Origin of the sequence: Oenococcus kitaharae (assembly GCF_025758695.1) — a bacterium.
Lineage (GTDB): Bacteria > Bacillota > Bacilli > Lactobacillales > Lactobacillaceae > Oenococcus > Oenococcus kitaharae_A.
Genome location: NZ_JANJQP010000001.1, coordinates 124,310 through 138,143 on the forward strand (window position 1 = coordinate 124,310; position 13,834 = coordinate 138,143).

General features: G+C 42.6%; 15 protein-coding genes. 9 read left to right on the forward strand and 6 right to left on the reverse strand.

Going from position 1 to position 13,834, the window contains the following annotated elements; translation table 11 throughout:
* Window positions 1-1,059 (reverse strand): zinc-dependent alcohol dehydrogenase family protein, encoded by a 1,059-nt coding sequence (locus NRF22_RS00685; RefSeq protein ID WP_263778707.1) that lies wholly within the window; start codon window positions 1,057-1,059, stop codon window positions 1-3.
* 253 nt (window positions 1,060-1,312) lie between these two features.
* On the opposite strand from NRF22_RS00685, the gene NRF22_RS00690 reads away from it, so the two are divergent.
* The 5 genes from NRF22_RS00690 (at window position 1,313) to NRF22_RS00710 (ending at window position 6,015) form a co-directional block, all read left to right on the forward strand.
* On the forward strand, window positions 1,313-1,912 hold the full coding sequence (locus NRF22_RS00690) for an ECF transporter S component (protein WP_263778709.1): 600 nt from the start codon (window positions 1,313-1,315) through the stop codon (window positions 1,910-1,912).
* Window positions 1,913-1,941: 29 nt separating this feature from the next.
* Complete coding sequence (locus NRF22_RS00695) at window positions 1,942-2,784, forward strand: energy-coupling factor transporter ATPase (RefSeq protein WP_263778710.1); 843 nt, start codon at window positions 1,942-1,944, stop codon at window positions 2,782-2,784.
* Window positions 2,760-3,650, forward strand: coding sequence for an ATP-binding cassette domain-containing protein (locus NRF22_RS00700; RefSeq protein ID WP_263778711.1), 891 nt, complete (start codon window positions 2,760-2,762; stop codon window positions 3,648-3,650). Before NRF22_RS00695 ends, NRF22_RS00700 begins: the two co-directional genes overlap by 25 nt.
* Entirely contained in the window at window positions 3,643-4,434 is a 792-nt protein-coding gene (locus NRF22_RS00705) for an energy-coupling factor transporter transmembrane component T family protein (RefSeq protein ID WP_263778712.1), read from the forward strand. Before NRF22_RS00700 ends, NRF22_RS00705 begins: the two co-directional genes overlap by 8 nt.
* 78 nt (window positions 4,435-4,512) lie before the next feature.
* Window positions 4,513-6,015: a MucBP domain-containing protein gene (locus tag NRF22_RS00710; protein ID WP_263778713.1), complete on the forward strand. Its 1,503-nt coding sequence runs from the start codon at window positions 4,513-4,515 to the stop codon at window positions 6,013-6,015.
* A gap of 4 nt (window positions 6,016-6,019) precedes the next feature.
* Here the strand turns inward: NRF22_RS00710 and coaBC are convergent, their stop codons facing one another.
* Together coaBC and NRF22_RS00720 are read right to left on the reverse strand one after the other, a co-directional pair.
* On the reverse strand, window positions 6,020-7,216 hold the full coding sequence (gene coaBC / locus NRF22_RS00715) for a bifunctional phosphopantothenoylcysteine decarboxylase/phosphopantothenate--cysteine ligase CoaBC (protein WP_263778714.1): 1,197 nt from the start codon (window positions 7,214-7,216) through the stop codon (window positions 6,020-6,022).
* A 51-nt stretch (window positions 7,217-7,267) separates the two neighbouring features.
* Window positions 7,268-7,972 (reverse strand): type I pantothenate kinase, encoded by a 705-nt coding sequence (locus tag NRF22_RS00720; protein WP_263778715.1) that lies wholly within the window; start codon window positions 7,970-7,972, stop codon window positions 7,268-7,270.
* 151 nt (window positions 7,973-8,123) lie between these two features.
* Between NRF22_RS00720 and NRF22_RS00725 the strand changes: the two genes are divergently transcribed.
* Together NRF22_RS00725 and NRF22_RS00730 are read left to right on the forward strand one after the other, a co-directional pair.
* Window positions 8,124-8,699: an NADPH-dependent F420 reductase gene (locus tag NRF22_RS00725; RefSeq protein WP_263778716.1), complete on the forward strand. Its 576-nt coding sequence runs from the start codon at window positions 8,124-8,126 to the stop codon at window positions 8,697-8,699.
* Between the two features lie 70 nt (window positions 8,700-8,769).
* On the forward strand, window positions 8,770-9,672 hold the full coding sequence (locus NRF22_RS00730; protein ID WP_263778717.1) for a GNAT family N-acetyltransferase: 903 nt from the start codon (window positions 8,770-8,772) through the stop codon (window positions 9,670-9,672).
* Window positions 9,673-9,705: 33 nt separating this feature from the next.
* Here NRF22_RS00730 and NRF22_RS00735 read toward each other — a convergent pair whose 3' ends face one another.
* On the reverse strand, window positions 9,706-10,116 hold the full coding sequence (locus NRF22_RS00735) for a hypothetical protein (RefSeq protein ID WP_263778718.1): 411 nt from the start codon (window positions 10,114-10,116) through the stop codon (window positions 9,706-9,708).
* A gap of 85 nt (window positions 10,117-10,201) precedes the next feature.
* Entirely contained in the window at window positions 10,202-11,032 is an 831-nt protein-coding gene (locus NRF22_RS00740; protein ID WP_263778719.1) for a LysR family transcriptional regulator, read from the reverse strand.
* A 97-nt stretch (window positions 11,033-11,129) separates the two neighbouring features.
* Between NRF22_RS00740 and NRF22_RS00745 the strand changes: the two genes are divergently transcribed.
* Window positions 11,130-12,137, forward strand: coding sequence for a YeiH family protein (locus NRF22_RS00745; protein WP_263778720.1), 1,008 nt, complete (start codon window positions 11,130-11,132; stop codon window positions 12,135-12,137).
* A 64-nt stretch (window positions 12,138-12,201) separates the two neighbouring features.
* Window positions 12,202-13,407 (forward strand): DNA/RNA non-specific endonuclease, encoded by a 1,206-nt coding sequence (locus NRF22_RS00750; protein ID WP_263778721.1) that lies wholly within the window; start codon window positions 12,202-12,204, stop codon window positions 13,405-13,407.
* Window positions 13,408-13,569: 162 nt separating this feature from the next.
* On the opposite strand, the gene NRF22_RS00755 is transcribed toward NRF22_RS00750, so the two are convergent.
* On the reverse strand, window positions 13,570-13,821 hold the full coding sequence (locus NRF22_RS00755) for a hypothetical protein (protein WP_263778722.1): 252 nt from the start codon (window positions 13,819-13,821) through the stop codon (window positions 13,570-13,572).
* Window positions 13,822-13,834: the final 13 nt, after the last annotated feature.

The window sequence follows — 13,834 nt, forward strand, 5'->3', positions numbered from 1 at the left end:
TTAATTTTCGGAACTTATCTGCAGCACACAAGCGCCAGCAGCATCGCCCTTAGAAACTCTTATCAGCGCTTTTAAGGCATCTTTTAAAGCGTATTTATGAATTGTTGGATAAATATCCAGCCGCGAGGCCAAAGTCAGGAATTCTTCACCGTCTCGGCGGGTGTTGCTTTCGACACTGGTTACAGATTTTTCATGAAAAAGATGTTTTTCATAATTCAAGTCGTGGATGTCGCTCATATGAATACCAGCCGAAACAACCGTACCTCCTGGTGCGACAGCTGTTAAGGCGGCCGGAATCAAGTCACCGACTGGCGCAAAAATAATTGCTGAATCCAAAGGCACGGGTGATGGATCTAAATCACCTTGCGCAGAAGCAGCTCCCAAACTCAAAGCGAATTTTTTCGCATCTTCGCCCCGCGTAAAGACGTGAACCTGTGTACCTTGAGCAATCGCCAACTGTGCTGTCAAGTGTGCTGAATTGCCAAATCCATAGATACCCAAACTGCCACCAGCGGGAATTTGCGCCCGTTTCAAAGCACGATAGCCAATAATTCCGGCACACAAAAGTGGTGCTGCTGCCTGCGAGTCGAATTGATGAGGGATGCGGTAGGCATAGCCTTCAGGAACGGTTGCATACTCAGCGTACCCGCCGTCAGCATCCCAGCCTGTGTAGACTGATTTTTTACATAGATTTTCTCGACCAGAACGGCAGTATTTGCAGACACCGCAAGTATGACGCAGCCAAGGAATTCCAATCCGGTCACCAATCGCAAAACGGCTGGCGCCAGGTCCTTCTTTGACCACTTTGCCGATAATCTGGTGGCCTGGAATCAGATTCTGACGATGAATCGGCAGGTCGCCTTCGATTACATGCAGATCGGTTCGGCAGATGCCGCAGACAATCACTTTGACCAGGACTTCACCTGGGCCGGGGATGGGTACTGGCCGTTTTACAAAACGAATCGGTGCTGTGGGACCAACTATTGGACCGTTTTGAATGATTTCCCAAGCAGCCATTTCTTTGGGAATTTTAATTTCCGATGTTGTTTTTTCAGTCATGATTTCCCTCCATTTTTTCTTTTCGCCACTAGTATAGTCTGAAAATATGACAATCAAAATCACTTATTGGCTGGTAAGTTTGGACGAGCATGGCGCAGACAGCTAAGCCGATAACCGCTTCTTCATATGAAGTGTTTTGCCTATCTCGGATATTGTATGATAATGATTGACCGGTTCTTAAGATCTTTTTGATCATCAAGACTGGCGGCAAGGCGGCTGCATGATAAAAAAGCCATGCTAGAGGAGTATTCAGATGATTAGAAAGACCAGAGCTTTTAAACTAGCTATTTTGGCACTGTTTATCGCCTTTATTCTGATTCAAAATTTCGTTCCTTTGTTCGGTTATATTCCGATCGGGCCATTAAGTTTGACAACCATTCACATTACGGTCATCATTGCGGCAATTGTCTTAGGACCTTTGCCGGGCGGTATTTTAGGCGGAGTCTGGGGACTGCTTTCGTTAATTCGTGCCTTTGCTGCCCCGACCAGCCCGGTTGAGCCGCTAATTTTCACGAATCCACTGATTGCTATTCTGCCGCGAATTCTGATCGCAATTGTGGCTGCTTATTTATTTATTTTCTTAACCAAGATCCGGGTTAAAAAAGCCTTTGCTATGATGCTGGCTGGGTTAGCGGGTGCATTGACTAATACTGTACTGGTTTTGGGTATGATTTATCTGTTTTACCGCACGCCGGAAGTCGCTAGTGCATATGGGGTGGCTAATCCTTCGCTGATTGGCGGACTGCTGTTGACTGTCATTGGGACTAATGGCATTCCAGAAGCTATTTTAGCTGCCATTGTGACACCGGTCATTGCATTACCACTCTATCAGTATGTCCACAAAGCTGATTGAAGTTCTTATAAAAAGCAGGAGGAATAAGATTGGCTGACGCTCTGATCGAAGTAAAAAATTTATCATTCCGCTACGCTCAGCACGATAGTATGACGTTAGACCACCTCAGCCTGTCTGTTGAAAAGGGCAGTTGGACGACAATTGTTGGCCGAAACGGCAGCGGTAAATCTACCTTGATCAAACTTCTTACTGGCCTATTAGAAAATAAATCACAGGATGCGATTAGCCTGTTTGGCCGGGTTTTGAGTGAAGATACTGTAGACAAGATACGTTTGCATATCGGTCTCGTTTTGCAGAATCCCGATAATCAATTTGTCGGACCGACTGTCGCTGATGATGTTGCTTTTGGCTTGGAAAATTTAGACTTAAGCCGTGGCCACATGGAACAGAGAGTCAAAGAGGCTTTGGAAAATGTGGGGATGCTGGATTTTTACGACTGGGAGCCGGCGCGTTTATCCGGAGGACAAAAACAGCGTGTTGCTTTGGCCGGCGTACTGGCTTTACATTCTGACCTGATTATTTTAGATGAGGCAACCAGTATGATCGATCCGATAGGAAGACAATCTTTACTGGCTTTAGTCAAACAGCTTCAAAATCGTTTTGGGATGACGATTTTGTCTGTCACGCATGACATTGAAGAGACATTTTTGGCCGATCAAATTCTTGTGATGGATCATGGCGGCGTTGCTTTACAAGGCAGGCCGTCGCAAATTCTCATTGAAGATCAGGCTCTGTCAGGATTTGGTATAGAACTGCCCTTGAGCCGCACAGTTCAGCGCGACTTATTGGCTTTATCAATAGCATTACCATCGGGCTATTTAAGCGAAGAGGAGTTGATAGATCAATTATGGCAATTGTATTCAAAGAAGTGAATTACAGCTATCAATCGAAAACACCGAATGCTTTTCAGCTATTAAAAAATGTCAGTTTTCGTCTGGCAGACGGCTCTTTTACAGCTTTGCTCGGACAGACAGGAAGCGGCAAGACAACGCTTTTAAAACATATTAACGGTTTATTAAAGCCTAGCAGCGGCCAGGTCATAGTCGGCGATCAAATCATTAGCTCTAAGACATCGGAAAAAGATTTGGCTGATTTGAGAAAAAACGTGGGTTTTTTATTTCAATTTCCGGAAACGCAATTGTTTGCCCCAACTGTTCTGCAGGATGTTGCTTTTGGGCCGGAAAATTTCGGTCAAACAAAGCCATCGGCCGAACAGATTGCCAAAAAGACACTAGAGATGTTGGGCTTTGATATGACACTTCTTAATCAATCGCCAATCAATTTATCCGGCGGCCAGCAGCGTTTAGCGGCTTTGGCTGGTGTTTTAGCGACTGAACCTCAAATTCTGCTTTTAGATGAACCGACTGCAGGCTTGGATCCTTCGACAGCCAAACGCGTGATGATATTATTTAAGAAATTGCAGCAGGAAAAACATTTAACGATTTTGATGGCAACGCATGATATGGACGCTGCAGCGGAATTCGCCGATCAAATTTTGTTGATGCAGCAGGGAAAATTAGTCAAACAAGCAGCGCCCAAAGACATGTTCCAGGAAAAAGAACTTGTTTTTCAAAAAATCCTAGCCCTGCCGAAGGTGACCACATTTGCCATCAGATTTGCTGCTAAGACAGGATACACGAACCAGAAGCTGCCCATTAGTGAAAAAGAGCTGATTTCGTTTTTACAGCGAGCGTTATCACAAGACCCCTCAGGAAAGGAAACAACGCCGCATGCCTGATTTTATTTTTGGCCAGTTTATGCCTGGCAAATCTTTCATTCACGATCTTGATGCGCGAAATAAGTTGATTTCTGTTTTGTTGATCGTTGCTTTGGACCTTTTGACAACCTCTTGGCTTTGGCTGTTTCTCTTTTTACTTATTAGTCTATTATCGATTAGACTTGCCAGACTGAATTTGAACTTCTTCTTTCGCGGTATTCGATTTTTTGTTTTTATGATTTTTTTAACGGCCGTTCTTCAGCTGCTTTTCAGCCGTGGCGGGCAAGTTATTTTTAGTTGGGGATTTTTACAGCTGACACAGATGGGCCTTCAAACCGGCGTGATTTTTTTTCTCCGTTTTTTAACGGCTCTTGTTGCGATGACTGTGTTCTTATTGACAACTTCACCAATTGCCATTAGCGATACTTTGGCCTTTTTCCTCTCACCCTTGAAAATTTTAAAATTACCGGTCGATGATATCACGCTGACTCTCTCGATTGCTTTGCGTTTCGTGCCGACAATGATTGCCACATTCTCCAGTATTTTGGATGCACAAAAATCCAGAGGGGCAGTTTTCAATCGCGGATCTCTGCTGCATCGTATGAAAATGTATATCCCTGTGATGGCACCGCTATTTTTGAATAGTGTTAAACGTGCCGAAGACTTGGCAGCTGCGATGATTATGCGTGGCTATACAGATGGCCGGCAGCGTACGCGTTTCCGTGTGATGCATTGGCGGCTGGTGGATACGATTGTTATGGCTGCATGGCTGCCGATTATTTTACTGCTGTTTATTACACGATAAAATAATGCTGTAAATTGTTTGAAATTCTTTTTTGTTAGAATAAACGATAATCGTATCTCACTTGATTTCGAGTTGGCCATGATTTGGGTAAAAGCACGCACAACTAGACAAGGGAAATTCAACTATGAAAATCTTCTTCGATGGATTTTATTTTTCCTGCTGATTTTTTTATTAAACAATCTATTTTTACCAACAAAGTCTATACAAGCTGAATCTACAGGCAGCACAAGACCATCTGCACCCTCTGTGCCATTAGCACCGCAGACCCCAGCTCCGGGTCAAACTGATTCGGCGATGGATGAAAACACACCAATCGAAAACCTCAATCTTGATCCCGTTATTCAAAAAATTGCTGTCCAAACCATTCGAAAGAGTAAGCCAATTGGATCGATTACCTTAGCTGATTGTTCGAACACTGATATCACGATTCCGACTGATCAGTTTCTGCAAATCACGAGCACAGCTGGGCTGGAATATTTTAGATCAATTCGCATTGAAGTTTTAGCAGATAAAAATAACGAAGCCCTTTGGAATAAATCAGGGTCGTTTTCTTGGTCACAATGGTTTGGCACAGCCAAAGATTTTCAAAGCAAGACAACCTTAGTCTTGGCCCACGATTTACGACTAATTTTTCCCAGTGGTTTTCAATTTGCTTCGCTAAAAGAATTTAAGTCGATTGAGATCGCTCCGTTGACTATTTGGCGCTCGAATGCGGCTCTGCACCTGAATCCTGCTAACTATCGTCATTTTCAAATTTCGACTGCGAATTTAGGTATCCCGAATCTGGATGAAAATTGGAAAATTCAGGGTGAAGGCAGCCATTTGACTGGATTTACAGATTCAAATATTTCCTACACGGCTAAGCCCTCAGATGACGGCACTCAGATTGATTTTACTTTGAACAATCCAGACTCAGTATCTTATAGAGATTTGTCCGACCAGAACTACGCCTTTAGGGAATCAGGGAGCAGTTATCAAGGCGGTGTATCATTACCGATCCAAATTGATGGTTTCACTGGACCGTTTAGCCTTCTCTTTAATTTGTCTTTCGATAGCCAATCCTCTGCAGCTGCACCAGTGACAGTCCAATATGTTGACGCTAGAGGTCAGAGTATTTCTCAAAGCAGCCTGATTCAGGGACAGATCGGTGATAGTTATACAGCGGTTAGAAAAAATATTGACGGCTACTATTTTCAGGAAGTTAGAGGACAGACAAGTGGTCAGCTGAGTCAACAGGGCCAGCTGGTTGTCTTTATCTATGCAAAAATTAATAGCAGTACAGCTGCGAGTTCACGGCCGGATCCAGCCAGTAAGCAAAGCGGTTCGGTCGCTGCTTCTAAAAAAAACAAATCTAGTTCAGCTGCAGCATCTTCGGCCTTACAGAGCTCGCAGTTAACCTTAGGTAATACAACCTCTGTCAGCTCCACTGAGCCAACTTTGTTGTTGACTAATCAACATAAAAAAGGGCAGTTATCGATTGTCGGACAAATATTTCAGACGATTTTAGAAACCGCTGCTGTGATAGTTGCTGTGTTTGCCACTATTTATGTTTATACGAAAATCAAAAAAAAGCGGGAATAATCGCTTATTGAATACTATTTGAAATTTCAGCCATAATACCGCGCGCTAGTTTCAGCTTATTTTGCAAGGGCAGGTTAATGGCTGCTTTTTTGTTTTGAAAAATTGTGACTTGATTTTGATCGCTGTTAAATCCAGATGCTGTACTTGAGACATCATTTGCGACAATCATATCAGCATGCTTTTTCACCAGTTTTTCCTGTGCATAAGCCGCTAAATTCTGCGTTTCCGCCGCAAAGCCGACAACGAATTGATGATCTGTTTTGTGTGAACCAGCATCGGCTAAGATATCGGGATTCTGCTGCAAAACAAGTGTTAGGCCATTTTTTCCTGTTTTTTTAATTTTTTCTTTGGCAGGATGGACAACCCGATAATCAGAAACAGCTGCGGCCGAGATGAAAATATCTTGTTGGGGGAATTTTTCTTGGACTACTTGCAGCATCTCTTGGGCATTTTCTACCTTAATCAAAGATACTGAATAGGGCAGATGGCGGATTTGAGTTGCAATCAGAGTGACTTTGGCACCGGCCTCAGCGGCTGCTTGTGCCAGTGCGTAGCCCATTTTTCCTGACGACCGGTTGCTGATATAACGGACTGGATCAATAGCTTCTCGCGTGCCGCCAGCCGTAATCAGGATATTTTTACCTTGCAAAGAGCCCTTTTCTGCCAAAAGGCGTATCTGTGCTTGCTCTAAGATATCCTCGGGTTCGGGTAAACGACCCTTAGCTTCGTAACCTTCAGCTAAGAAGCCATCGACTGGGTCGATAATGAGAATACCGTCTCTTTTCAGCTGCTGAATATTGCGGACCGTGGCAGGGTTATTCCACATCTGATCGTTCATTGCGGGCGCGAAGATTTTCTTGGCCTGGCTGGCCAGCATGATCGTTGAGGCTGTGTCGTCAGCGATGCCATTGGCAATTTTAGCGATGATATCAGCACTTGCCGGCAGGACGAAAATATAATCAGCCCACTGTGCCCATTCGATATGTGGCACACTGCCATCTTTTGCCTGAAAAATATCAGTGAGTACTGGAAAACGGCTTAATGTTGCAAAAGTCAGTGGACTAACAAACTTTTCTGCCGCTTGTGTCATAGACACGCGCACTTGAGCGCCTTGTTTTATCAGTAGTCTTAAAAAATAGGCGGACTTATAGGCTGCGATACTGCCGCTGACAATTAATAAAATATGTTTATTTTGAAACATTGGCTTTCCTTTACTGATCCTATTTTCAATTATACGCGGCTTAAAATCGCCCTATTTTTGAAATATAATCCGATCAATTTCATGATTCTGCTTTTTATGAATAATGGCGTCAGCATTGGATTTTTGAGGTTCAATATAGGTTTTCAGGTTTTTAAGATTTGTTTGTGTCCATGTTTGCTGGATCAAGGACATAATTTCTGTGACAGGTTTTTTTGACAGGGAATAATAAAAGCTTCCTGGAATTTGCCGATTTTCCCGGATAAAAGACAAAGTCCGTTTTAAAAACCACTGATAAATGTTTTTTTCGTCAGCATCAATATAGATGGCATAGTCAGTTTTTTTAAGCCTTAAAGCCGTCACGCCTTCTACGATTAAAATCTTAGGCCGCTTTACAATGACAGTCCGTGAAGCATCAATATCATTGATTTCCTGCCTGTACAAGGGAATTTCGATCTGATCGTTTCCAGATCGCAGCTCGGCGATTTTGGATGACAATGCTTTTAAATCGTAGCTTTCCGGAAAACCTTTCTGGTTGAAAATCCCGCGCTCTTGTAAAACACGATTTGGATAAATAAAGGAATCGACTGACATAATCGATAGGGTTAGGCCAGGAAAACTTTTTTTCAATGACTCAGCCAGTTGTTTGGCGATTGTGCTTTTGCCAACTGAAACAGAACCGCTGATGGCGATAACGAAGAATTTTTCCCAATTTTTTTTATATTTTCTGAGAATTGCGTCTGTTAATTGCTGCACCATTTAATTATGCAGCATATCATAAGCACGCTTGTGAAGGAGAAGTGAAGTTTTATCGTATTTTTGAAATTTCCAATCAAATCCGATTTACTTTTGGTAATGAATGACTTACTATCAAATAGTAAGTAAAAATAAAAAACAGGAGTAAATTCTAATGACAGAAATAACAATTTTTGGTAAAGGCAATATGGGCAAAGCGATCGGCGGAAATTTTGCTGATGGCGGTAATGCAGTGACATATCTGGGACATAGTGATCGGCCGGAGACCTTGGGGGACATCGTCGTTTTAGCTGTTCCTTATCCAGCTTTGAAAGACATTGCCGAAAAGTATGTCGCACAATTGGTCGGTAAAATCGTCATCGATATTACAAATCCAGTGAATTTCGATACCTTTGATAGCCTGACAGTCCCAACTGATAGTTCGGCAGCACAGGAATTGGCTCAACTATTGCCTGATGCAAAAATTGTTAAGGGCTTCAATACGAATTTTGCTTCGACTTTGTTAAGCAAAAAAATAGGAGATGCACAAACAACCACGGTGCTGCTGGCTTCCGATCATGATGCGGCCAAGGAAACTATTGCACAAGCTTTATCCGGCAGTAATTTGGCTGTTGTGGATGCAGGTTCATTAAAGCGTGCCAAAGAATTGGAAGAAATTGGTTTCTTCCAAATGACCTTGGCTGCCTCTGAAAAAATCAGCTGGAATGGCGGATTTACGTTATTAAAGTAATTTTTTGATCAATATGTTTGAAAAACGGACTTCGGTCCGTTTTTTGTTAAGCTATTCGTCAAGGAATATCATGGCAGAAAATATCGTAATTATTTCAACAACAAAACCTAATCCACAACAAGAAGTGGCGGTCCAACATCTGATCAGCAAAGTGCACGAGTACGATCAGACATTTCGCGATCCTTATTTAAGCAATCGTTTCAATTATTTTTCGGACATGCCGGCTCTCTTTTTGGCTCTGAATGGGCAAGAACTAATTGGTTTGTTAACACTCTACGCTGATGAAGATTCTAGCGGCAGTGTCGATGTGACCTTAAATGTTGTGCCGGCTTGGCGCCGACAGGGTGTAGCCAAACAATTGTGGCAGGCGGCTCGGCCCGTTTTGCAGCAATATGGTTATCATGATGCCGAGTTTTTGGTCGAGAAGGCGTTTTTAACGGCCGCACCAAATTTCTTAGCCAATACAGAACTGGCTGCCGACCCCGTGAGTGAATTTCAGATGACGCTAAAAGTTAATAGTCACCATGAAAGGGATACGGATCTTGATGTGGCTGCACTGCAGGCAGCTGACATTCCGGCCCTTTTGCCGGCCTACGTAGACGCTTTTCCAGATAGTAACAAGGAAGAAGCTAACCGCTATTTAACCGAAAATCTTCAGTCTCATAGCAGCTGCGGTTATGTCTGTCGTTATCAAGGCAAGTTGATTGGTTATTGTGCCGTGGATTTTGGTGAGTATGATTATTTATTCGGGTTGTTTATCGCTAAGAACTATCGAGGTCAGGGACTGGGCAGTCGATTTATCGCTCAATTAACGCAGCAACTTGCAGCTGTACGGCATCATTCTTTTAAGCTGGCCGTTGAGAGTGATAACCCAGCGGCACATCATGTCTATCGTAAAGCTAATTTTAAAGATGAGAGCGAGATTTTTTATTTGCAGGCAGAGCAAGGTCTGTGGCATTTAGAAAAATTATGATAATGCATATTTTTTAATCGGCAAGCTGTTAATTTATTTATTTGATTGATAAGCGAACGTAGCACGAGAATAAAAAGTTGCAACCTCTAGCGCAGTAATAATCATATTCAAGAAGGCGACAAAGAAGACTTGGTGCCAAATAAGAGCTAGCAATATTAAAGCGAGAGAGTTAACGATGGCACTCGTAAACAGGAAAGTCTTGGTGAATCTTGACGATCCTATGAAAAGACAAATAGGCTGGAAAATGTTTAACAAGCTGCTTAAGACGGCCAGATAAGGGAAAAACCCGAAAATAGTGCCGCCATATGCTGCAACTAGATAAAAGAATAAATAATTTCTGATAATTTGGCTAACAAGCGTAAAAGTGATGCAAAGACTGACGACTGTTAGGAAAAGTTTGATGAAAAAAAGAAGTGATTTGAAAAATCGATTTGCTTCGTCCATACTTGTTTCTCCTTATTACTTGCTTATCAAAACTAATTCCATTCTAAACATACTTTTCATGATAAAAAAGAGAGTTAAGCAACATTTATAGAGATTGATGGTCTGGTATTGCCCGCAAAAGCTTTGAGATGATGACTGAATTTTCAGAATTTTGCGCGTGTTCAGGAGTCAGCAGATAGAGAGAGCGATGAAAATCTTCACCAATATCGACAAAAGGCGTGCCTGGAATTAAGGTATCTTTTGAAATAATCGATTTTCCCAGGCCTTCTGCCAGCAACGCTGCGATCATTGTGTTGCTTTTAACGCGAATCACTTGCTCCGGTATGATACTTTGCGTGCGTAAATATTGTTGGGTGTAATGGAGAACGCCGGATCCTTGTTCTCGCAGCAGCCAGATAGGACTTTTTAGGTTGCCTGCCAGGACTAATTGGTCTCGGGCGATTTCACGGCGGGAAACACCGTCTTGAATACTGGGCTTTTCAATCAATCCAAGGTCCGCTTGGTGTTCAGCTATCATAGCCAAAATATCGTCTGAGTTATGCAAACTGATTTCCAGCTGCAGTTGATCAATATAGGGCATCAAAGCACGTACAATCATTGGCAGCAGAGTTGTTGCCGTTGTATGGGAAGCAGCAATTTTAAAAAGTTTCTTCGCCTGCTGATGATCAGCTATCATGTTTTGCGCCGCCTGCCAGTCTGCTATGAGCTTAACAGCAGCTGGGTACAAACGCTTAGCGTTTTCTGTCGCTTGAATTTCTGTATGGCCTTTCCGATCAAACAAAGTTGTATCTAATTGGGATTCGAGGCGGCTAATACGCACACTGATCGTTGGCTGGGACAAAAAAAGTTCCGCAGCAGCCTTGGAAAAATTTCGTGTTTCATAAACGGCAATAAAACTCTCTAATAGTTTAAACATGGCTCACTTTCATTAAAATTTTTAATAGTAAACATTATAAACATTTATTTTACAAATGGATACAATCGTGTTTCAATAACGCTATTGGTGTTTTTTTATGAAAATTAAAAGAAATATGATCAGCGGTATCTGTCTCACCTTAATTGTGTCTGGTGCGGCAAGATTCTTGGCTCGTTTTTTACCGAATTTGGGAGCTGAAGCAATTGCAATGCTGCTGGGTATTCTAGTTGGCAATACGATTTTTACAGCGCCAAGATGGTCGGCTGGCGTGAAATGGGCTGAGAAGTATCCAATCGAAATCGGCATTGCTTTGATGGGGCTGACTGTTACTTTACGGACCATTGCTTCTTTAAGAATCCAAGGTGTTATTTTTATCGTGCTGCAGATGACGGCCACGATTTTGTTTGTCATGTGGATTGGGCAGCGTTTGATTAGAGTGTCGAGTAAATCAGCCATGCTGATGGCTAGCGGGAATGCTGTCTGCGGATCGAGTGCGATTGCTTCAGTTGCTCCGGCCATTGGTGCAGACGATGATCAAAGGCGTACGGCAGTCGCGACCGTTTCCTTGAGCGGGGTTATTTTATTATTTGCTCTGCCAGTTTTAGGTCCGGCACTGTTTGGTCAGCAAAATCTGTTGATTTCAGCTTTAATTGGCGGAACGGTCCAGTCTGTCGGACAAGTTGTTGGAACTGCGGCTTTAGTGAATCCGACTGTTGTGACTTTTGCGACATTGTTCAAGATGCTGCGCGTGATTCTATTGTCAGTAGTTGTTTTTGTGTTTGCTCGTATGGCGGCTAAAAAAGATCAAGGCGAACAAGAAAAGGTGGCTGTTCACGCAGTTAAAAAAGTGTCGGTCCCTTGGTTTGTGATGACTTTTATTGTTTTCGTCCTAATCAACTCTTTTCTGTCTTTGCCAAATTTTGTTAATGACGGTGCTAAGACTATTTCTAGTTTCTTTGGCGTTGTCAACTTGGCCGGTATTGGTTTGAACTTAAAATGGCAAACGATTAAAGCTTCTGGACAGAAGTATTTAGCTTACGGTCTTTTGACCTTGATTTTTCAAGCCCTTTGCGCGATTCTACTGATTAAATTACTCTTAGCCTAGATGTTTTGACATTATTTGTTGCTTTGATTGTTAATAAAAGTGCATAATTTTTTTATTAGAGGAAATGATGCTATTTTTATTGCTGTTTGCCATTATTGTACTAGGCCTTTGCTGTTTGCCCGCTTTTAGAACGGGATTGAAGGCTCGACGAATTCATGTAGGATTAGTTATCTTTGCATGCTTGCTGCTGTTTATTTTCAGTCTTTCTGCCTTATCGGACAGTCATTCTGATCAAGCTTTACATAAACCCTCGCAGACAACAGTTCGAAAAAAAGCTGATCAATCTGACAAAGCCTTTTCTTCAACTGTGTCTTCTTCGTCTCAAGCAAGCAAACAAGCGTCATCGAAGACATTTTCTAGCGCTAGTTCGACCGTCAGTGTTGTCAAAGATGAAAACCACGATTTTCAGGGTTTTGTCCAAAAACCTTTGCCTTTTCGTCATCAAAAACAACTCCAATTGGCCAGTCTGGACGCTTTAGGACGTGCACGCAATTCACATATTCAATTACGCAATAGTGACGAACCGGCTGTAAAAAGAGAACCATATTTAAATTACGATCCTGCGGGTTGGCACAATTATCGTTTCTTCTATAGAAGTCATGACGGACAGACAAAAATGGCCTGGTTAATGAACCGCGGCCACTTGGTTGGTTATCAATTTTCCGGCCTTAACGATGAGGGACGGAATTTAGTGGCTGAGACTGCTTGGCTGAATACTGGCAACTATGTTGGTACCGATGTAGAAAATACTGACTCGATGCTTTTTTATGAAGAAGGCTTGGATAATTGGTTGTCCCTGCATCCTGATTATTATCTGGATTATCAAGTGACGCCGCTTTATCAAGGCAATGAGCTGGTGCCTCGGCAAGTTCGTCTGGCTTATGTCGGTATTGATAACCAAGGCAGAACCTTGCCTATTACATTGGATGCAGCAAAAGAGCAGGAAGGCAATGGCGATGCTAGGCTCGTATATCTCAACAACCAGAGTCCTAACGCAAAATTAGATTATCAAAGCGGCCGGGCAGTCAATACTGTAGCAAATGGCCACTCGCAGGCAGCTGTGATTTCTTCTTCCAAACCAGTTGCTAATCCTAATACCTCTACCGATCCTCACCAACGTATTGTATATGTGACGGGAAATGGCAAGTCGTCAGTTTATTGGTATAGCGAGGATGCCATGCCCAGCAATACGAATAAATCGCGTGTCATCCAAATGACGGAACAGCAGGCTTTGGACCAGCACAAACGGCATTCTAAGACAGAACCATAATTTTTAAAAAAATAAAAACCCGTAAGAAGTGAAGGGACAGTTTTAGAACTGATTCTTACGGGTCAAGCATTAAATTGAATTGAAGCTGTAAGTGTTTGTTCGACAAAGTAGCAAGCGCTTACAAAATCATATTAGCACAATCTAACCATAGTTGTGGCTGATCTAGGAAGGATTGCTGTGCTGGAGCTGGTGCAGCCGTTTGACTAAAGCGGGCTGTGCATATTGTTCAATGATATTTGGATACTTCAAAATCCAGGAATCCTGGCTGAAGTCCGGGTAGAAAGCATCTGCAGTCTTTCGACCAATCGGATGCGACATAAAATAGTCATTTAAATGATAATAGGCAATCAGCTTGTCCTCATCTTGATCATCGTAAATGATTCTGCCCTGGTTACTGATTATTTTTGCGTCCATGCTATTATATTAG